The organism is Xylophilus sp. GW821-FHT01B05 (assembly GCA_038961845.1).
GTDB lineage: Bacteria > Pseudomonadota > Gammaproteobacteria > Burkholderiales > Burkholderiaceae_C > Xylophilus.
The window spans coordinates 2,554,921-2,575,681 of record CP152408.1; the positions used below are offsets into that span (position 1 = coordinate 2,554,921).

A 20,761-nucleotide genomic window follows, 5' to 3' on the forward strand; every position below is an offset into this window, starting at 1 on the left:
CCGCACGAAGAAGCCGGGCGCGGCAAGCGCCCAGGCTGAGGCGTTTTTTAACCGGCGCAGGGCAAAAAGACCAGGGTGGAAAACCGCAGGCCGTGTAGGACGAGGGCCCTAAGCCGCCCAGACCGCATCAGGCCGCAGCAGATGCGCATCACGCACGCGCCGCGTGTAGCCCGCACGGTCGAAAAATTCCAGCACCTGGATAGCGCGCTTGCGGCCCAGGCCGGTCGCATCGCGGAACGCATGCGCCTCGACTTCACCGCGCGGTGCCTGCGCGGCCAGCTGCGCCACGATGGCCGCAAGCGCTGCTATCTGGTCCGACGCATAGAACAGGTCCTTCACGATCTGGAACACCGCGCCACTGCGTGCCAATTTGCGCAGCAACTGGCGCACCGCTTCCTCCGCCGCCTGGTGCTCGCGCGCCAAGTCCCGCACCCAGGGCGGGTCAAAACCGCCAGCCAGCAGCGCCGGCAATACGCGTTCTGCCAGGGCCTGCTCGGCGGGGTTGAGCGTGACCTGGTGGCCCGGCAAGTGCAGCCAGGCCCCGCTCTGGGCCAGGCTGCCATCGGCCAGCAAGGCCGCCACCAACCCGCGCCATAGCGCCGCATGCTCGGCCTGCACCCGACCTGGCAATGCCATGCGCTGCAGCCGTGCAGTGTTCACACCGGGTTCGTCCGGCATGCGCTCGTGGAAGCGTGTCAGCGTGGCCAGTACCAGGCTGCGCAAGAGCTCCCAGTGAGCCGGTGCGAGCAGCAAGGCATCGTCGCCGCTCAAGGGCAGTGAAATCAATCCGTCTGGCAATGTGATGTGTTCGGGCGGACGCCCCAGCAGCAGTACCAGCAGCGCGCGTGGCAAGCCGTGTGCGGCACAGGCCAGCAAGGGGCCAGGGTCGCCTGTCGCCACTGCGGCCTCCAGCGCATCCAGATAGGCCCAGCGCTCGGCACTGCGCCGCTTGCGCGCGGGCGCGAACGGGTCGATCACGCCGCCACCCGCAATGGTCTGGCTGGCCTGGGCGTTGCGCAGGATCAGGCGATCGCCGGGCAAGGCAAAAACAGGCGTGTCGAACACCAGTTGCACACGCGCCTGCGCACCAGGCGCCTGGCGCTCGCCCTCCAGCAGGGCCACATGCGCCAGATGGTGCGCAGTCCCCAGATGCACATGCACCGGCGCCCACTGCGTGAGCGGCGGCGCATCGGGCAGCAGGCGCAGGCGCACGTCGATGCGCTGCGTGGCCTGCAGCGCGCGTGCGTCTGCGATCCAGTCGCCGCGCGCAATCGCCTCGCGCGCAATGCCCGCCAGGTTCAACGCGCAGCGCTGTCCCGCGCTGCCGGTGGCGCTTTCGCGGTTCTGGGCGTGGATGCTGCGAATGCGCACCGGCGTGCCGCTGGCGGAATGCAGCAGCGTGTCGCCCACCCGCGCCGTGCCGCCAAACACCGTGCCGGTGACCACCGTGCCTTGGCCGGCGAGCGTGAACACGCGGTCCACCGCCAAACGGAACAGGCCGTCGCTTCGGCGTGCCGGCTGGGCCTGCGCCAGGGCGTGCAGATGGGCCCGCAGTGCAGCAACGCCAGCGTCGGCGGGTTGGGTGGCGGCGGTCTCGAACACCTCGGCCTGGGCCAGCGGCGTGGGCGCGAGCAGCGCCTGCAGCTCTGCACGCACCTGGGTCAGTCGTGCTGGCGGCACACGATCCGCCTTGGTCAGCGCCACCGTGCCCTGCGTGACGCCCAGCAACTCCAGAATGGCCAGATGCTCGCGCGTCTGCGGCATCACGCCATCATCAGCGGCCACCACCAGCAGCGCATGGTCTATGCCCACGGCGCCCGCGGCCATGGTGTGTACAAACCGCTCATGTCCAGGCACATCGATGATGCCCAGCACGTCGCCATTGGCCAGTGGCGTGTAGGCGTAGCCCAGCTCGATCGATATGCCACGCGCCTTCTCTTCCTTGAGCCGGTCGGTGTCCACGCCGGTGAGTGCGCGCACCAGCGTGGTCTTGCCGTGGTCGATGTGGCCCGCGGTGCCGATGATCATGCCGCTAGCAGCTCCGCCAAGCGCGGCAGTTGCGCAGTGAAGGCGGCTTCGTCGGCGGCCTCCAGGCAGCGCAGATCGAGCCAGAGCGCGTTGTCGGTGATGCGGCCAATCACCGGGCGGGGCAGGGCGCGCAGCGCTGCCTCCAGCCGAGCCAACTGACGGCCGCTGCGCTTGCCCTCTGCGGGCCGCAGCGCCAGGCCATGGCTTGGCAACGTATCCACGGGCAGGGCGCCGCTGCCGATCTGGCTGAACAGCGGGGTGGCTTCGGCATTGAAGGCCGGGCCAACTGCCTGCTGCACCAGGGCCAGCAAGGCCTCGGCGCGAGCCTGGATCAGCGCCTGCGGCCGGGTCAGCAGGCGCAGCGTCGTCAGGCGCTCGGCCAGCAGTTCGGGCGCCAGGTACAGGCGCAGCACTGGCTCTAGCGCTGCGAGCGTGAGCTTGCCCACGCGCAGGGCGCGCTTGAGCGGGTTCTTCTTGATGCCGGCGATCAGGTCTTTGCGGCCCACAATCAGCCCGGCCTGCGGGCCACCCAGCAGCTTGTCGCCGCTGAAGGTGACCAGATCGGCACCAGCCTCAATCGTCTCGCGCACCGTGGCCTCGTGCGGCAGGCCCCAGCGTGTGAGGTTGACCAGAGTGCCGCTGCCCAGATCCACCGCCAGCGGCAAGCCATGCGCATGGGCGATGCGTGCGGCCTCGGCTTCTGCCACATCGCAGGTGAAGCCGGTGACCGCGTAGTTGCTGCAATGCACTTTCATGAGCAACGCGGTGCGGGCGGTGATGGCCTCTTCATAGTCCCGGGGATGGGTGCGGTTGGTGGTGCCCACCTCGACCAGCTTGGCACCTGCGCGCGCCATGATGTCGGGGATGCGGAAGGCGCCGCCGATCTCCACCAACTCGCCGCGCGAAACGATCACTTCCTTGCGCGCCGCCAGCGCATTGAGCGTGAGCAGAACGGCCGCCGCATTGTTGTTGACCACGGTGGCGGCCTCGGCGCCGGTCAGCTCGCACAACAGGTCTTCGACCAGGTCATCGCGGTCGCCGCGCCCACCTGTGTTCAGGTCGAATTCCAGGTTGACCGGTGCCGTAAGCGCCTGCAGCACGGCCTGTACCGCCTCGTCGGGCAGCAGGGCACGGCCCAGGTTGGTGTGCAGCACCGTGCCGGTCAGGTTGAACACCGTGCGCAGATGCGGGGCAAAGCGGGCCGCCAGGCGGCGCTCGCAGGCGGCGGCCAGCGCGTCGTCGGCAATGGCCTGCGGCGTCAGTTCACCGGCCAGGACCGCCGGGCGCAGCACGTCGAATTCGGCGCGCAGGGCATCGGCGACAGCGCTGTGGCCGTAGCGCTCGGCCAGCGTCTGCAGCGGTGCGGCCGCCAGCACCCGGTCGACCGAGGGCAGGCGCAGGGCTGGGGAGACGGGGCGATCCATCAGGCAATCAGTGGTTTCTCTATGGCCAGTAGCGGGTTGCTGCTGGCGCGCGCAAATTCGGTGTCGCCCATCAGCAGGTCCAGCGTGATGCTGGCCAGGTCGTCGGCCACGGGGTCGACAAACGGGTCTTGCTCCTGGTTCACCAACTTGCGGTAGGTGTGGCATTGGTCGCAGGTCTCGGCCAGTACGGCATGCCGGGTGTCGGCCTTGCTGGCCGGCTCCGCCTCTGCACCCTGCACGCCCTGGTAGCGCACGCCCTTGGTGGATTCGCAGTGGCTGCACTTGACGCGCACCATGTGCCACTCGGTGGCGCAGGCGCCGCAGTGCAGGTAGCGGTGGCCGCCGGCCTCACCGCCGATGCGCAGCACGCTGGCCACAGGCGCGCTGCCGCAGACGGGGCAGATGGTGGCGGGCTCGGCAAAGGGCACGTCCTTCACGGACAGCGCGGCGGCGCGGCTGGCAAACCCCACCTGCAGCGCGGCCATGACCAAGGGCGCGGCGGCCAGCTCTTCGCGGCCGATGTTGTCGGCCAGCACCTGGCGGGCCAACGCGTCGAGGGCAGCATCGTCCAGCGCCGCAAGCTGGGTGAAGACAGGCGACAAGCCGGCGGGCACGGCGGCATCGCCTGTCAGCTCGGCCAGCAGCGCGCGCAGCGTGTCGTGCCATGCGGCAGGCAGGTTCTGGGATGCCGGCAGCAGCGGCATGCCATGGGCGCTGGCCCGCTGCGCCACGCCGGCGTCGAGCGGCGCGGGCGTGGGCGCGCGGGATGCCAGGTGCTGCTGTGCCTCGACCAGGCGCGCCGCAAAGCGCAGGTAGTCCGCAATCACATGGCCATCCGCCAACTGCCGCAGGCGCGCGGCGCGCTCCTGAAACAGCGTGGCCGGCAGCGGCAGGCGCACGCGCGGAAAGTTGATGTGGTCGAGGGCTTCGATCTCGCCGGGCTGGAGAATGCGTTGCACAGGCAATGTCCAAAATAAAGGAACAGGCCGAAGACAAAACGCCGGGGCAAACCCGGCGCTGTGCACTAGGGAGAGGCCAGTTTAGACATCACGCCGCTCTTGCGCCAGCGAGCGTTCACGGTCCACTACCTCGCCATACCACTTTGCATGGTGCTTGCGCGCCCAGGCATAGGTCACCCAGCCTTGGGTCATGGCGCGGATGGAGCCCTTGACCCAGATCGCCGCATAGATGTGGACGATGATGGAGCAGATGATGGCAAAGCCGAAGAACGCATGCAGCAGCGATGCGGCGCGAACCACGCCAATGGGAAAGAAGTGGCTGAAATACGCCCGCCAGATCACCAGCCCGGTGAGCAACAAGCCCAGCATGCAGCCCAACAATACCCAGAACAAAATCTTCTGCCCGGCGTTGTAGCGGCTGATGGGCGGCAGCTTTTCTTCGCGGTTGGTGAGCACGTCGCCGATCTGGCGCATCCACTGCACGTCGTTCTGCTCCAGGAAGTTGTGGCGCCAGAAACGCAGCACCAGCAGCATGAACGACATGAACATCACCAGGCCTATGAACGGATGCAGGATGCGCGTCCACGGCCCGCCGCCAAAGAGGGCGGTAAGCCAGAACATGGCCGGATGGAACAGCGCCAGGCCCGACAGCGTCAGCAGCACAAAGCAGATGGCGGTGATCCAGTGGTTGCTGCGCTCGTTGGGCGTATAGCGCTGGATCACCGGCTGGTCGTGCATGGTGGCAAAGTCGCGGGCAGTGGGGCGTTCAGCCTCGTGGGTGCTGCTCATGGCGAGCCTCCTGCTGGTGAACCTGGGCCAGTGGATTGGTGTCCACACCCGCATCCTCGCGGCGTTCGATGGCCTCGTCATTGGCATCGTCTTCCTCGTGCTCGTTGGTCTCGTTGGGGCCAACGCGCGTGTAGTGGAAGAAGCCGGCCAGGGCAGTCAGTGCGATGCCGGCCAGCGCCAGCGGCTTGGCTGCGCCCTTCCAGAAGCTGACCATCGGACTGATCTTCGGGTTGTCGGGCAGGCCGTGGTAAAGCGAGGGCTTGTCGGCGTGGTGCAGCACGTACATCACATGGGTGCCGCCCACGCCGGCCGGGTCGTAGAGCCCGGCCTTGGCAAAGCCACGCTCCTTCAGGTCTTCGATGCGCTCCTCGGCCTGGTCCTTCATGGCCTGCTTGGTGCCGAACATGATGGCGCCTGTGGGGCAGGTCTTGACGCAGGCCGGCTCCTGCCCCACGCCCACGCGGTCTGAGCACAGGGTGCATTTGTAGGCCTTGTGGTCCTTTTTGGAGATGCGCGGTACATCGAACGGGCAGCCGCTCACGCAGTAGCCGCAGCCTATGCAGTTCTCTTCGTGGAAATCCACGATGCCATTGGTGTACTGCACGATGGCGCCAGGCGAGGGGCAGGCCTTGAGACAACCCGGGTCCTCGCAGTGCATGCAGCCGTCCTTGCGGATCAGCCATTCGAGGTTGCCGCTTTCCTCGTTCTCGTACTCGGAGAAGCGCATCACCGTCCACGAGTGCTCGGTCAGGTCCGTCGGGTTGTCGTAGACGCCGCTGGTGGTGCCGACCTCATCGCGCAGATCGTTCCACTCCATGCACGCCGTCTGGCAGGCCTTGCAGCCTATGCACTTGGAGACATCGATCAGCTTGGCCACCTCGCCCGATGCCGGCGCGCGCACGCTGGGCGAGGGCAGGGTGGTGGCAGAGCGGCGCTTGATATCCAGGGATTGCAGGGACATACGGCCTCCTTAGACCTTCTCGACCTTCACCAGGAAGGTCTTGAATTCCGGCGTATTGGTATTGCCGTCGCCCACAAAAGGCGTGAGCGTGTTGGCGATAAACCCGGGTTTGGTCACGCCCTTGAAACCCCAGTGGATGGGCACGCCCACGTGGTGCACCGTGCGGCCCTCGATGGTCATGGGCTTGATGCGTTTGGTCACCACCGCCACCGCCTTGATATAGCCGCGCTTGGAAGACACCTTCACCCAGTCGCCGGCCTTGATGCCCAGGGACTGCGCCAGCACCTCGCCAATCTCCACGAATTGCTCGGGCTGGGTGATGGCGTTGAGCAGTGCGTGCTTGGTCCAGTAGTGGAAGTGCTCGGTCAGCCGGTAGGTGGTACCCACGTGCGGGAACTCTGCGGCCGTGCCAAAGCTCTCCCACACGTTCTTGAACACCCGGGCCGCCGGCGAGCTGGTCGCCACCTTGTTGTTGGGGTGCATGGGGTTGTAGCCCAGCGGCGTGTCGAAGGGCTCGTAGTGCTCGGGGAAGGGCCCCTCGTTCAGCCCCTTGCGCGCGAAGAAGCGCGCCACGCCCTCGGGGTTCATGATGAAGGGCCCGGCGCCCGCGTCTGGCGCGGAGGTAATGACAAAGTCGGGCACGTCCGCGCCAGTCCAGGCGCTGCCGTTCCAGCCGATCACCCGGCGCTTGGGGTTGAACGGTTTGCCCGCCACATCGCAGGAGGCGCGGTTGTACAGAATGCGGCGGTTGGCCGGCCAAGCCCAGGCCCAGTTCAGGGTGTTGCCTATGCCGGTTGGGTCGGCGTTGTCGCGCCGCCCCATCTGGTTGCCGGCCTGGGTCCAGGCGCCGGCAAAGATCCAGCAACCGCTGGCCGTCGTGCCGTCATCGCGCAGCTCGCCAAAGCCGGATATCTGTTCGCCGCCCTTGCGCAGCACCTTGGTCGGGTCTTTCGGGTCCAGCAAATCCACTAGGGCACGGCCGTTGTATTCCTTGGCAATCTCCTCGGGTGTGGCCTCTCCTGCATGCGCATAGGGCCAGGACAGCTTGAGCATCGGGTCCGGGTACTTGCCGCCTTCCTTCTGATAAAGCTCACGCATGCGCAGGTACAGGCCCGACATGATCGAGATGTCGGTGCGGGCCTGCCCCGGCGGCTCGGCGGCCTTCCAGTGCCACTGCAGCACGCGGGAAGAACTCACCACGGAGCCTTCCTCTTCCGCAAAACAGGTGGTCGGCAGGCGGAACACCTCGGTCTGGATCTGGCTGGCATCAACGTCGTTGTATTCGCCGTAGTTCTTCCAGAACTCCGATGTTTCGGTAGCCAACGGGTCCATGATGACCAGGAACTTGAGCTTGCCAAGGCCATTGCGCACGCGGTTCTTGTCGGCCAGCGCCGCCAGCGGGTTGAAGCCTTGCGCCAGATAGCCGTTGACCTTGCCCTGGTCCATCAGCTCGAAGATCTGCAGCATGTCGTACTGCTTGTCGAGCTTGGGCAGAAAGTCATAGCCCCAGTTGTTCTCGGCCGTGGCATTGGCGCCGTACCAGGACTTCATCAGGCTGACGTGGAACTTCGGGTAGTTCTGCCAGTAGCTCACCTGGCCCGGGCGCAGCGGTTTTTGCGTGCGTGAAGTGATGTACTGCTGGTAGTCCTGCTCGCCCTCGTTGGGCATGGTCAGGTAGCCCGGCAGGCTGGCCGACAGCAGGCCCAGGTCAGTCAACCCCTGGATGTTGGAGTGGCCGCGCAGCGCATTCATGCCGCCTCCCGCCACGCCGATATTGCCCAGCAGCAACTGCACCATGGCACCCGTGCGCAGCATCTGCGCGCCGATGGAGTGCTGGGTCCAGCCCAGCGCATACATGATGGTGGCGGCCCGGCCGGGCACGGCGGTGGAGGCAAGTTTCTCGCACACGTGCAGGAACTTGGCCTTGGGCGTACCGCAGATGCTCTCGACCTTCTCGGGCGTGTAGCGGGCGTAATGTTGCTTCATCAACTGGTAGACACAACGCGGGTGCTGCAAGGTGGCATCGACCTTGGCAAAGCCGTCTTCGCCCAGCTCGTAGTCCCAGCTGGCCTTGTCGTAAGTGCGTTTTTCGGCGTTGTAGCCCGAGTACAGCCCGTCTTCGAAGCTGTAATCCTCGCGCACGATGAAGGCGAAGTCGGTGTAGTTCCGGACGTACTCGTGGTGGATCTTGTCGTTGGTCAGCAGGTAGTTGATGACCCCGCCAAGAAAGGCGATGTCGCTGCCGGAACGGATCGGCGCATAGAAGTCAGCCACCGACGCCGAGCGGTTGAAGCGCGGGTCCACCACCATGAAGTGTGCCTTGTTATGCGCCTTGGCCTCGGTCACCCACTTGAAGCCGCAGGGGTGGGCTTCGGCGGCATTGCCGCCCATGATCAAGATAACGTCCGCGTTCCTGATGTCCACCCAATGGTTGGTCATCGCTCCTCGGCCAAACGTCGGGGCAAGACCTGCCACCGTCGGGCCGTGTCAGACACGGGCTTGGTTGTCGAATGCGAGCAGTCCCCAGCTACGGGCGATCTTGTGGGTGATATAGCCGGCTTCGCTGCTGCTGGCAGAGGCCGCCAGCATGCCGGTGGTGAGCCAGCGGTTGACGGTCAGGCCCTCGGGGGTCTTCTCGACAAAGTTGGCGTCACGGTCGGCCTTCATCAGGCGGGCGATGCGGTCCAGCGCGTCGTCCCAGGAGATGCGCTGCCACTCGCTGGAGCCCGGCGCGCGGTACTCGGGGTAGAGCAGGCGGTTGGGGCTGTTGATGAAGTCCAGCAGGCTCGCCCCCTTGGGGCAGAGGGTGCCGCGGTTGACCGGGTGGTCCGGATCGCCCTCGACGTGTACCACCGAGGGCTTGGCGTTCTTGGCGCCATCGCCCAGCGAGTACATCAGGATGCCGCAGCCAACCGAGCAGTAAGTGCAGGTCTGCCGCGTGACTGTGGTCGCCATCAGCTTGTATTGGCGAACCTCGGCCAGCGCCGTAGCGGGCGAGAAGCCCATCAAGGCCAGGCTGGAGCCTGCCAACGTGCTGCCAGTCACTTTCATGAACTGGCGTCGTGAGAGTTGCACCATGGGGTTACCTTTTTAAGAGGCTTATTCGCGCATCTTAGGCCCGGTGGTGCTTTTTGCCAATTTCAGCGCCTGCGCGGCCGGCAGGGCTTTGAGCGCAGACCGGCTTTGTTGCACAACCCCAGTGTCATGCGCAACACCCCTGACCCCAGACGCAGTCATGCCACGGCGACCGTCATCGGGCAGCCCAGTTGCGCGAACCGGTTCAACAGTGCGACACGAATATGCAACTCGACCACCTGGCGCTCGAAGGTCCTGGCCATCACGCGCTCACCCAGTCGTTTGAAGCAGTGCATCTTGGTCTCCACCAAGCTGCGCCGGTGGCAGCCGCTCCATTTCTTCCAGATTGTTTGCCCCAGTCGCTTGCAGGCCGGTACGGCCGCATTGCGCACCTGTACACCGGCCCCGCCGCCCTTCGGGGCGGCAGCTCAGGCGCACTTGCAGCCGCGCTTGTCGGCGGCTCACGGTGCTGAAGTCGGGTACGCCCAGTTCGTCGTCCGGTACTTGCCCGGCTTCTTCTTCTCTTCATCCATCCTGACTGGTCAGAACGTCCCGCTCCTCGGCCAGGGACAGGGGGGCGATGCACGAGGGTACGTCCTGCCCATCGAGCACAACCTTGCAGGCCCCGCACTGCCCCGCCCGCGCCGCAGCCGCACTCGGCGCCGTTGAGGCGCAGGACGTACAGCACCGGGGTGGCCGGGGCCGCCTCCACCGTCACCGCTCGGCCATTCACTCGCAATCGGATCGACATGGTGGCTGGCCCTCCTGTCACTTGCTTATGGAATGGGTGCCAGCAGCACCGTGTTCGCGCGCAGCAGCGGCAGGAGGATGCGGTTGCGCTTGAGATCGAAGTGGAAATCCGCCGCCGGCGCGGCGAGCTTACCGAATGGGCTTGTGATCTGGCCCTGCGGCGTCACGGCATAGACCTCCGACGTTTCCCAGGACGATGCGAAGACGCGTCCGTCGGGTGCCGTGCCCACGCCATCGACGATTTTGCCAGGCAGCGTGCGCACGTTGCGCTTCTCGCCCGCGGCCGTGAGTTCGTAGACTTCTGCCGCACCGCGCGTGGAGACAAGGAAATTCCCCGAAGGCACCACCGAGATGCCATTGGGTTGGTTGAGTTGCGCTGACTGCGCGATGACTGACACACGGCGGTCGGTGCCGATCCGGTAGACGAAGTCTTTGCCGGTGGGGGTGACGGTCGTTCCCTCCACCAACAAGGCACTTTCCGTACCGACCACTTCGCCAGAAGGCAACGCCGCCAAACCATTGAGGAAGGTGGCGCCGGGAATCGGGATGTTGCCTTGCGGCGCGCCGGTGGCAAGGTCGAACATGTACACGGTGTCGATGTCAGCCGCGTACAGCGTGCGTCCGGCGATCGCCAGACCCTTAGGCGCATGTAGCGTGGTGCCTGCGGTGGCGCCATCGGCCCACTTCAACGCCAACACCTTGCCGTCAGGTGCAATCTGGCTGATGAAGCCGTTGCCATCCTTGGTGGCAATGCCTCCGTTGATATTGGAAACGTAATACACATCGGCCACGGTGTCATGCACGATGGATTCGGGCGCGGCGAAGCCGACGTTCTCCACAGTGATTCGTTCCGAGGCCCAGGCGGCCAGCGGGCCGAGCAGGCAGACGACGGCGAGCATCTTGAAACGGGAGCGGGACATGGAAACTCCTTCAGCGTTGAGGTTGGGCGGACGGGACATGGGGGCAACTGGGTAACTACTTGCCGAGGTTCTCAACAAGCCAGCTGTCGTGCAGCCATTTCTCGGTCTGGCGATGGCCCGGAAAGGAGATCCAGACAATGTCGCGCTCGAAGATCATCGGCCGCTCATCTCTGCCGCGATGACCCAGAACCAGCGGCGGTCAGCCAGGTTTCGTGCCTTGACCTTCATTCCCGTGAGCGTGACCGTCTCGCTGCGTCCATCTTCAAGGGAGTACCATTTTCTCTTCCGTCTCTCGGTGCCTGCGCAGCGTGTAAATGGCGGAGAAGACCCAGGCGAGAGCTATGCCAGCGCCCGCCACAGTGCCCATTTGCGGACCGAGCAGGAAGTCCGAGGCTGCCTTGGCCCAGCCGCTGACAGCGTCAGCGCCGCGGTAGACAACCGTATCAATGAAATTCTTCGCTTTGTATTTGTCGGCCGTCGGCACGAACGTAAAAAGCATCTCTCTGCCTGGACGAACAAGCGAATATTCCCCGACGCGTCGTATGACCATGACGACGACGAACATGTCCAGCGCCGCAGAAAAGCTCAGCATGAGAAAGCCTGCGGTCATCATGACGGGAACCGCCAACAGCAAGGCCCGGATGCCGAAGGTGGCAGCAATCCGGCCGGTCAGGAATATCTGGATCAGCAACGTCGAGAACTGGACGATTGCATCGACTCCGGAGAAGAAACGGGTCTGCTCGGACCGATCAGTGAAATGAGCTGCGACATAACGGGCTTGCTCAAAGTACAGAAACGTAGTGACACTGGCCAAAAGGACGACGAAGATTGCGACACCAAGGAGAAGTGGGGAGGTAAAGACATGCACTGCTCCCGCGAAGGAGTTGCCGCCCAACGACGTTCCTGCTGCACTTTCGATGGGAAAAGGTGATTCAGCCTTGCTTGAATTTGTGTGCCGACGCTGTAGGTAATCCGAACACGCGATGGTCACCACCAGCATCAAGGCGGCAATCAGAAGCAGTCCGGCGTTACCGATGCTGGTGACGAACAGCACGCCGAGTAGCGGGCCGACGAGGCCGCCCAAGCTGGCGCCGGCTGCCATGACGGCAAAGAGCCTTTTCGCCTGCTCCGAATTGAATACGTCCACCAAAACGCTCCACGCAAGCGAAATCGCTGTCAAATTGAACACGGACAACCAGACAAAGAAGACCCGGGCAAGCCAAACGGTCTCGCCGTACAGGTAAATCGCTAGTGCGAAGCAGAGTATGTTGAGGCCGAAGAAACCGAACATCCAGCGTGTGATGTTGCGGCGCCTCACCTTCGAGACGAGCCATCCGAAAAGCGGAGAGACCGCCAAAGTCGCGATGAAGGTTGCTGTGAAAAGCCATTGAAGGTTATTCACCCCGCCAACGATGCCCATGGTTTCCCGAATGGGCCTCATGGAGAAATAACACACGAACAAAGTGAATTGCATCAGGAAGCCGGCTACAACCGCAGCGACTTCTGTCCGTTCGATATTTAATAAGCGCGAAAGGGCGGATTTAACCATCACCATTATTGAGCCCTTCTAAATAACGGAAGCCAACGGCATGCCGCAATCGGTAGCAGGGGAGCACAGCATCCGCGCATTGACCTCGGATCGGTCATGAATTTGTGAGTTGGGTGCTCAGCGTGCGAAGACGGGCGCGTGCCTCTTCGTCATAAACTTGCGAATTTGCCCGCGATGGCCGCTGACCGCTGAAATAGAGGCCCTGGCCCTCGATATCAGGAGAGTTGATGAGGTAGAGCACCGCAGCCGCCCCTTCATCGACGCTGCTCCATGGGGTGATCCCCGACTCCCGTACCATGGGTGTGTCCATGTAGTTCGCCGGATGCACTGAATTTGCAGTGACGCCTGATCCCTGCAGTTCCTTCGCCAAGTCGATCGTGAACATAATCAACGCGAGCTTGCTCTGGCCGTAGGCGCGCTGCGCGCTGTACCCACGGGACAGCATGACATCGTTGAAGTCGATCGCGTTCTGCCCGGATGATGCGACGTTGACAATCCGGGCGGGTCGGCTGGCCGTCAGCAGCGGCAGCAAGCGACGGGTCAGAGCAAAGGGCGCAAGATAGTTGACCGCGAATCGCAATTCGTGACCGTCCTTGCTGATTTGCCGCCCTTCGTCAGCCTTGCCGATATAAATGCCGGCGTTGTTGACCAGCACGTCGAGCTGGCCAAAGTCCTTAATGATCGCGTCGGCGAGCCCGGATACCTCGGTCAGTGAGGCAAGGTCGGCACGGTAGAAACGTCCTGTCCCACCCGCCCGCTGGATGGCCATCAACACCTCTTCGGCTCGTTCGCGGTCGCGACCATGGACCAGGATCGTCGTCTCGGGACCTGCCAGTCGCTCGGCGACTCGTCGACCGAGGCCACTCGTGGCACCGGTAATCAGGATGGTCCTCTTGTCCTTGGCGTCGGCAGCGCTCACTTGCGAGGCCATCGAAGCGAGAGCCGGTGCTACAACAGCGGCCCCCACCGTGGATGAAAGCACCCTGAGGAACTGGCGCCGTTCACCCCCAATTGAATCGGCAGGCAAAACTGTCTGGCCGCATGGCGAGAGTGGTGGTTTTGGCTTCTCGGACATGTTGTCTGATCCTTTCAATTGCTGGTTGGATACGTCTTCGTCGGGGCCAGTTACCCCAGCGACTGCCTCAATTGATTTTCAATCGCGCCTTTCATGGCTACGATCCAAACGCCATGGGATCTTGGCACTGGCTTAAAAACATAAACAGGACCGGATTTATCCTGGTATTAGTTCTGCTACGATGTCTTTATGGATATGCCGCTAACAAGCGAGGACACGCGGCGCCGGGAGCTGGCCGACTTTCTCCGCAGCCGGCGGGAACGCCTGTCGCCCGAGGATGTCGCGCTACCCAATGGGGCACGACGACGCACACCAGGCCTGCGGCGCGAAGAAGTGGCGCTGCTCGCTGGCGTCGGGGCAACTTGGTATACGTGGCTGGAACAGGGCCGTGCTGTTCGTCCTTCGGTAGAGGTTCTCTCGGCGCTTGGCCGTGCCTTGAAGCTCGACTCCGACGAACGGCGTCATCTCTTCCGGCTCAGCGACCGAGCTCCTCCGGGTATGCCGCCATCGGGGCCCGAGGTTGTTCCTGCCGCGCTGCTGCGCATGCTGGAGAGCATGACCGGACAGCCAGCCTACGTGCTCGGGCGCCGGTGGGATGTTCTCGCCTGGAACCACGCAGCTGAGGCCGTGTTCGGCGATTACGACCTGTTGCAGGGCGACGAGCGAAACATCATGCACATGGTGTTCGCCAATCCGGATCATCGGCGGAAAGTAGTGGACTGGGGAATCATGGCGCCGATCGCTCTCGCTAACTTCCGCGCCGATAGCGTGCGTTTCGCCGGAGATCCGGACTTCGAACGCCTGATCACGCTGTTAAGCAGCAAGAGCCCTGAATTTCGAGCGTCGTGGTCAAAGCACGAAGTGTCGAGTGCCGTGGCTGGCTTCAAGCGCATCGACCAGCCTACTGTTGGGCGCATGGTGTTCGAATACACGAGGCTTTCCGTTCTTGACCATTCCGAGATGAAGCTCGTCATCTATACCCCGCTGCAAGAGGAAGACACCGCGGAGAAGCTCGATCGGCTCCTTGGTTCCGCCTAAAGAGTTCGCCAAGATTCAGCTTCGTACGCTGCCCTTGGAGGTGCGCCTTTTCGCTACCCCGCTGCGACATCTGCAGCACCGCACAACCAAGACGATCAACAGCCGATGCAAGGTCGACCGGATTGACCGCCGACCACCGTGAGACCAGGAAACAACTAATTGAGTTATCGGGTACATCCCGTCTGCCGAAGGCAAAAACGCACTGCTGCCTTCAATTTCCGAATGGTTCATGCCCGACCTCAACTAATGCGCCACTCTGTGGAAACAGCGGCGTTTCACCTTTGATTCTGGCTGTAGTCTTGGTCTAGGGATGTTCTGCAGGACACGATCTGCAATCGCAGCTGAATGAATAAGGTGATGCCGACGCGACCTGATGCATTGATCGAGCAAGCTCGGCAACGATTTGCTGCGCTTGGTAGCCGCTTTGGCCGCCCTGCAGGCCTGGTTCGGGCCTTCCAGACGCACTCATTCCCTGGCCTCCATCAACTTCTCCGCACCATCCACAAGTTCGACGGCGCGAACAGCGTGACGATCTGCGCTGTGTTTTTTGCCAAGCCGCGATAGCGCACTTTCGTGAACCCGAATTGCTGCTTGATCACCCGGAACGGGTTCTCGACCTTGGCTCGGATGCTGGCCTTCATCTTCTCGACACGCTCGGCCACGAACTCCGGCTCGATGAACGGGTTGAGCAGCCTGCGCTTGCCCGGGCGCATCGCCACATGCCAAGTCGGCCCTGCAGCCTCTGCCCGCTTGTGCACGCCCTGGTAGCCCGAGTTCCCGAAGGCCGCGTCCTCCTCGCCGTGCAGCAACGCTCCGGCTACGTTGATGTCGCTCACATTGGCCGACGTCCCCACCACCGTGTGTGCACCAGCCCCGACGCGGCATCCACGCCGATGCGGGCTTTCATGCCAAAGCACCACGGGTTGCCCTTCTTGACCTGATGCATTTCCGGGTCGCGCTCGCCTTCAAGGTTCTTGGTCGAACTCGGTGCCGCGATCAGCGTGGCATTCACAGCAGCTCAGGTGGATTTCAGTGGGTGCCCCTGGAACGCTGTTTTGATTAAAAGCCGTTTGATGACAACGACTTGCAGCGCTTCATGGATTTCCACGGATTTCCGTGGATCGATGCAGTGGAGCGGGTGAAGGGAATCGAACCCTCGTATGAAGCTTGGGAAGCTGCCGTTCTACCATTGAACTACACCCGCATCGTAAGTTGCTGATTTCAAACAACTTTCTAAGAGCCGAAGCTGCGTGGTGGGGCAGTTCGGTGGGGCGATTCTAACTGTACTTCAGGCCTTGTCGGGGGCGCTGGCGCCGTCACTGAAGGCCGATGCTTGCGGCCTCAAGTATTGGGCGACACTGGTTACAGTTAAGCGACGGAGGCCTCACTCTGCGACCTCATCCATGACCATTACCTTGAAACGTTTGATTCGGAAAATCGTCCTTGCAATGACAGCACTTTTAGTCCTTCTAGCCCTTTTTGGTGTTGCCTATGAGCGCATCGGCCAGCATCAAGCCGTGAGCGAATTCCCAGCGCCTGGCCAGATGGTGGACATCGGTGGGCGCAGGATTCAACTCGATTGCCGGGGCTCGGGTTCCCCGACCGTCGTGTTCGAGTCGGGCTTGGACCTCAGCGGTTCCCTGAGTTGGTCGGCAGTGCATGACCCGGTTGCGCAACATACGCGAGCCTGCGCATACAGCCGTGCGGGAATGATGTGGAGCGACCCTGTGGATGGCCCGGTGAGCGCCAAACGTGTCGCAGAAGATCTGCATGCAGTCCTGAACAAGGCTGGCGAGCACGCTCCGTTTGTGATGGTCGGCCACTCGCTGGGGGGCCCTTACGTCATGACCTACACCAAGTATTTTGGTGCCGATGTCGCGGGGCTGGTTTTTGTCGATGCGTCACACCCGGAGCAAGTCGCACGGACCCGCGCCGTGATGCCCGAGCCCAGCACCGGGGCCCTCAAGGTCGTTGCGGCGCTGGGATGGTCTGGCGCTGTGCGGGCCGCCGCGCCGCTGTTGATTCCGCAGTCACCGAACCAGCCGGCCTCTCAGGCCGAAACGGTGCGGGCCTATGCATCGACATCGCTGCGCGCACTCTCCGCAGAAAACGATGCGCTCGACAGCACGCTGGCCGAAGCCGGGACTTTTCGGCAGCTTGGGAGCCGCCCGCTGTTTGTCATGACCGCGATGAAGCCACTCTCTCCAGCCGCCCTGGCGACGCTGAAGATGACGCCAGAGCAGGGCGCCCAGCTCAAGGCCGTCTGGAAGGAGTTGCAAGACGACGAGGCCACCTGGTCTTCGCAGAGCAAGCATCAGCTTCTGGTCAATTCCGATCACTACATCCAGTTTGACGACCCTGCTGCCGTTGTGCAGGCGGTGCGCTTTGTCGTTGACCAGGTTCGTGCGGACGGGGCCGTCAAGCCTTGATGATTTGCACCGCGGGCGCTGCCCCCGCGCCGTGCTCGCGCACATAGCGCCGCAGCCCGTCGACATCGCGTACGTCGACGCTGCCATATTGCACCTGCACCAGTCCCGCGTGCTCAAGCTCATGCAGCGCGCGGTGTGCAATCTGGCGCGACAGGCCCGCCAGCCGGCCAACCTCTTCCTGTGAGATCTGCAGCAGGTGCCCGGTCAGCGGGTTGAGCTGCGGATTGAATAGCTCGGCCAGGCAGTAGGCCACGCGCGAGGCCACGTCGTGCATGCGGTAGCTCTCGACCAGGGCGACGAACTGCCCGAGCCGGGCGTTCAACTGGTCGAGCAGAAAACGGTTGAACGACAGGCTGGTGTCCACCAGGTGATGAAAGGTGGAGCTTGGCACCAGCGCTATACGGGTTTCGCGCAGCGCGACCACTTCGTAGGGCCGCAGTTCGCCCTTCAGCAAGGAGCCCTCACCCAGCCAGCCGCCGTCGGAGACACCGATGAAGGTCGTGCTGCGCCCATCTGCGGCCACGTTGTCGACCTTCACCATGCCTTCGACGACACCGATCCAGTGCAGGGCGGGTGCGCTCTTGCTGAACAGCACGGCGCCGGCCGGATAGACCCGCTCCTGGGTTTCGCTCTCAACCTTGTGTAACTGTTCTGCACTCAATCCACGGGCCCAGACCGAGGCCCGCAGCATCGCGATCGTCTGGGATGGGTGGTTTGTCATTTGGAAGATATTTTTTTTTGGACTTGCGGCCTAGCATGCGACGCGCAGGCCCTGGTTCGGGTGCCTGAGTCTAAGAAAACAGCAATAGGAGACAAGCATGACAAACCCCATCCCGGGCGCGGGCCTCGTCGCGTCACCTCTTTGTGCGGCGCTTTGTGCCGCAGGCCTGCTGGTCGGTTGCGGCGGCGGCGACGGTCCCCCCGCTGCGCCGCCAGTGGCGTCGGCACAGGCGCAGTGCGACGCGCTCTCTGGCACCTCTGTGGGCGGAGCCACGCTGGGCAAGGCGACCTTGGTCGCGGCGGCGGCTGGCGTCGGCGAATACTGCAAGGTCGTCGGCACCATCCACAGCACGCTGAACTTCGAGGTGCACCTGCCCAGCAACTGGAACAACAAGCTGCTGTACCAAGGCGGCGGCGGTTGGGATGGCGCGATCACGATCACGCCCATTTCGCCCAGCGGCGCAACCGCCGGCTACGTGCTGGTTGCCTCTGACGGCGGGCGCCAGGGCAGCGCCCTCGATGCCTCGTCGTTCCTGAACAACCCCACCGGCCAGGCCGACTTTGGCTACCTGTCGATCCATACGGTCTACGAGGTGGCCAAGCTGATCGTGAACCGGCGCTACAAGGCCGATGCCGCGCAGAGCTATTTCGAGGGCTGCTCGAATGGCGGCCGCGAGGCCCTGATCCAGGCCACGCGCTTCCCGAACGACTACAACGGCATCGTGGTGCGTGCCCCGGCCTACAGCTTCACCGAGCTGTTCCAGGCCTTCGTGGCCAACGGCAAGGCGCTGGCCGCGCCCGGCGGGCAGATCAACGATGCCAAGGCGACGTTGATCGGCAAGACCGTCACGGCGCAATGCGATGCGCTGGACGGCGTGGCCGACGGCATCGTCAGCAACCAGGAGGCCTGCACCTTCAATCCGGCCGTGCTGCGCTGCACCGCAGGCGACGCCGATACTTGCCTGACCGATCCGCAGATCGCAACCGCGAACACGATCTACTCCGAGCTCAAGGCGGCCGACGGCAGGTCGATCTACCCTGGCTGGGGCCCTGGCGGCGAAGGGCTGGGGTGGCCCACCTGGGTGAGCGGCACGGCTGTTGGCGGCACCGGGCTGCAGTTTCAATTTGGCAGCGGCCTGATCAAGTACTGGGTGACCGGCAATCCTGCCTTTGACGTGCTCGGTTTCACGCCCGAGAACTACGCACCTGCGCTGCAGCTGTCGGCAACCACGCTTGATGCGACGCCGGATCTGCGGTCCTTCTTTGGCCAGGGCGGCAAGATGATCTTGGCGCACGGCACGAACGACTGGGCGATCAGCTACAAGGGCTCGATCAAGTACTTCAACAACGTCGCCACCGCTGTTGGTGGCGCGACGGTGCGTGATGCCTCGATGGAGTTTTTCCTTGAGCCTGGTGTTCAGCATTGCGCGGGCGGTGTTGGTGCGGACACGGTCGACCTCGTCGACGCGGTATCCAAATGGAGCGAGGGCGGCAGCAAGCCGTCGGCGCAGAACATCATCGCCAAGCAACTGAACCCGGTCACCGGCGCCACCCAGCTCTCGCGCCCACTGTGCAAGTACCCCAGCTTCCCGAAGTACAAGGGGAGCGGCGATGTGAACTCATCCGACAGCTATAGCTGCCAGAGTTCCTGATTTCCTGGGGCTTGCCGGGCGCGGCGCGGCTGGCCCCCGGTATGTTTCCTGCATGCTTCCCGCCAAGAAAACACATGGGCGGGAGCTTGATTTGGCGGCAATCTTCAACGGCGGGCTGAGCGCGTTCTTCCTGGGGCAGTTCCTGTCCATCTTCTCGGGCCTGTTTGGCTTGTCGGTGCTGTCCTGGCACATCGTGTCGCGCTTTGGCGCGGCGGGGATTGCCGAATTCATGGGCGCGATGGCGCTGATCACGCTGTTGTCGCACCTGCTGCTGTCGCCCATCGGTGACCGCTACGACAAGCTCAAGGTGCTCAAGCGGTTTTCCTGGTTGGTGGCCTTGCGTGGGTTGCTGCTGGTCTATGTGGTCGGCCTGCAGGATGCGTCGCTGTACTGGCTGGTGGCGCTGCAGTTGGTCAATGGCATTGCGATGGCGGCGATCGTTCCGTCGCGTGCCTCGCTGGTGGTCGACATGCTGCCGCCAGACCGTGTGGCGGCCGCCTATGGCCTGCAATCGTCGGTCGAGTCTGCCGCCCGCGTGCTGGGGCCGGCCATGGCGGGCCTGGCGTTGGTGACGTTCAGCGTCCCCAGTTGCCTCTGGGTGCATGCGGTGCTGATGTTGTTGGCCTGTGTGCTCAATATGTTCCTGAAGCTGCGCCCCGAGGCTGCTGCGGCCGAGCGTGCGCGACAGGGGCAGACTCGCAAGAGCTGGCTGCGCGACATTGCCGACATCTGGCGCGCGCGGCTCATGATCCCGATGGAGCGCACCCTGGGGCTGATGGGATTGGTCGTGGCCTGCGCCTATCTGCCGGCGATGACCATGCTGATCCCGCTCAAGGTGCACCACCAGGGTTGGAGCACGGTCTACCTGGGCATGGCCGAGGGCATGCTGGCGGCCGGCACGCTGATTGCCGGGCTGGGCCCTGGTGCCTGGGTGGTCAAGCGCGTGGGCCGCTACCGCATGCTGATGTGCGCCGGCATGGCCCAGGGCGTGGCCTTGGTGGTGGCGGGCCTGGCATCCATGCCACTGCTGTTTGCCTTGGCCTACTTTCTGGTGGGCTTCTTTGGCATGGCGGGCGGGCTGGCCATGGCTTCGTACCGCATGCTGGCCACGCCGCGGCACTTTCGCGCGCGGCTGGGTTCAGCCGGGATGAGCCTCACCATGCTTGCCGGCTTCATCGGCTCCTATCTTTGTGGCATTGCGCTGCAGTCCTTCTCGGTGAATGGCGTGCAGGTGCTTCTGGGGAGCGTGGTGCTGCTGGGCGGCCTGGGCTATCTGCTGGTGCCACGGCTGAAGGAGTTCATGGGCCTGCCGGCGAAGGAGGTGGAGCTCTGGTACGAGCGGGAATACCGGGATGCTTTCAAATAGCGGTATATCGCCGCAATCGGCCCGGA

General features: G+C 63.8%; 14 protein-coding genes, 1 tRNA gene and 2 pseudogenes. 4 read left to right on the top strand and 13 right to left on the bottom strand.

Annotated elements, in window-relative coordinates:
* Positions 1-108: 108 nt before the first annotated feature.
* The 10 genes and pseudogenes from selB to AAFF27_11990 form a co-directional block, all read right to left on the bottom strand.
* Positions 109-2,028, bottom strand: coding sequence for a selenocysteine-specific translation elongation factor (gene selB / locus AAFF27_11945; GenBank protein ID XAH25853.1), 1,920 nt, complete (start codon positions 2,026-2,028; stop codon positions 109-111).
* Positions 2,025-3,452 (bottom strand): L-seryl-tRNA(Sec) selenium transferase, encoded by a 1,428-nt coding sequence (gene selA, locus AAFF27_11950; GenBank protein XAH25854.1) that lies wholly within the window; start codon positions 3,450-3,452, stop codon positions 2,025-2,027. Before selA ends, selB begins: the two co-directional genes overlap by 4 nt.
* A complete protein-coding gene (gene fdhE, locus AAFF27_11955; GenBank protein XAH25855.1) occupies positions 3,452-4,411 on the bottom strand; it encodes a formate dehydrogenase accessory protein FdhE in 960 nt (319 codons plus the stop codon). Before fdhE ends, selA begins: the two co-directional genes overlap by 1 nt.
* An 81-nt stretch (positions 4,412-4,492) precedes the next feature.
* Complete coding sequence (locus tag AAFF27_11960; protein XAH26224.1) at positions 4,493-5,149, bottom strand: formate dehydrogenase subunit gamma; 657 nt, start codon at positions 5,147-5,149, stop codon at positions 4,493-4,495.
* Between the two features lie 28 nt (positions 5,150-5,177).
* Entirely contained in the window at positions 5,178-6,161 is a 984-nt protein-coding gene (fdxH, locus tag AAFF27_11965; protein ID XAH25856.1) for a formate dehydrogenase subunit beta, read from the bottom strand.
* A gap of 9 nt (positions 6,162-6,170) precedes the next feature.
* Positions 6,171-9,239, bottom strand: coding sequence for a formate dehydrogenase-N subunit alpha (gene fdnG, locus AAFF27_11970; protein XAH25857.1), 3,069 nt, complete (start codon positions 9,237-9,239; stop codon positions 6,171-6,173).
* Positions 9,240-9,394: 155 nt separating this feature from the next.
* Positions 9,395-9,625: pseudogene (locus AAFF27_11975) on the bottom strand (IS5/IS1182 family transposase).
* 387 nt (positions 9,626-10,012) lie between these two features.
* The gene (locus AAFF27_11980) at positions 10,013-10,906 is read right to left on the bottom strand and encodes a hypothetical protein (GenBank protein ID XAH25858.1); all 894 of its coding nucleotides are present in this window, start codon (positions 10,904-10,906) and stop codon (positions 10,013-10,015) included.
* Positions 10,907-11,168: 262 nt separating this feature from the next.
* Complete coding sequence (locus AAFF27_11985) at positions 11,169-12,461, bottom strand: MFS transporter (protein ID XAH25859.1); 1,293 nt, start codon at positions 12,459-12,461, stop codon at positions 11,169-11,171.
* Positions 12,462-12,549: 88 nt separating this feature from the next.
* Entirely contained in the window at positions 12,550-13,530 is a 981-nt protein-coding gene (locus tag AAFF27_11990; protein XAH25860.1) for an SDR family NAD(P)-dependent oxidoreductase, read from the bottom strand.
* 189 nt (positions 13,531-13,719) lie between these two features.
* Here AAFF27_11990 and AAFF27_11995 point away from each other — a divergent pair, with 189 nt between their 5' ends.
* The gene (locus AAFF27_11995; GenBank protein XAH25861.1) at positions 13,720-14,568 is read left to right on the top strand and encodes a helix-turn-helix transcriptional regulator; all 849 of its coding nucleotides are present in this window, start codon (positions 13,720-13,722) and stop codon (positions 14,566-14,568) included.
* Positions 14,569-15,050: 482 nt separating this feature from the next.
* On the opposite strand, the pseudogene AAFF27_12000 reads toward AAFF27_11995, so the two are convergent.
* Both AAFF27_12000 and AAFF27_12005 read right to left on the bottom strand, forming a co-directional pair.
* Positions 15,051-15,580, bottom strand: a pseudogene (locus AAFF27_12000) (IS5 family transposase).
* 118 nt (positions 15,581-15,698) lie between these two features.
* Positions 15,699-15,772: transfer RNA gene (locus AAFF27_12005), tRNA-Gly, on the bottom strand.
* A gap of 199 nt (positions 15,773-15,971) precedes the next feature.
* Here AAFF27_12005 and AAFF27_12010 point away from each other — a divergent pair.
* The gene (locus AAFF27_12010) at positions 15,972-16,997 is read left to right on the top strand and encodes an alpha/beta hydrolase (GenBank protein XAH25862.1); all 1,026 of its coding nucleotides are present in this window, start codon (positions 15,972-15,974) and stop codon (positions 16,995-16,997) included.
* On the opposite strand, the gene AAFF27_12015 is transcribed toward AAFF27_12010, so the two are convergent.
* On the bottom strand, positions 16,987-17,718 hold the full coding sequence (locus AAFF27_12015; GenBank protein XAH25863.1) for a Crp/Fnr family transcriptional regulator: 732 nt from the start codon (positions 17,716-17,718) through the stop codon (positions 16,987-16,989). The genes AAFF27_12010 and AAFF27_12015 overlap by 11 nt on opposite strands.
* A 97-nt stretch (positions 17,719-17,815) precedes the next feature.
* Between AAFF27_12015 and AAFF27_12020 the strand changes: the two genes are divergently transcribed.
* Positions 17,816-19,369 (top strand): tannase/feruloyl esterase family alpha/beta hydrolase, encoded by a 1,554-nt coding sequence (locus tag AAFF27_12020; protein XAH25864.1) that lies wholly within the window; start codon positions 17,816-17,818, stop codon positions 19,367-19,369.
* 91 nt (positions 19,370-19,460) lie between these two features.
* Positions 19,461-20,735: an MFS transporter gene (locus AAFF27_12025; protein ID XAH25865.1), complete on the top strand. Its 1,275-nt coding sequence runs from the start codon at positions 19,461-19,463 to the stop codon at positions 20,733-20,735.
* Positions 20,736-20,761 lie beyond the last annotated feature (26 nt).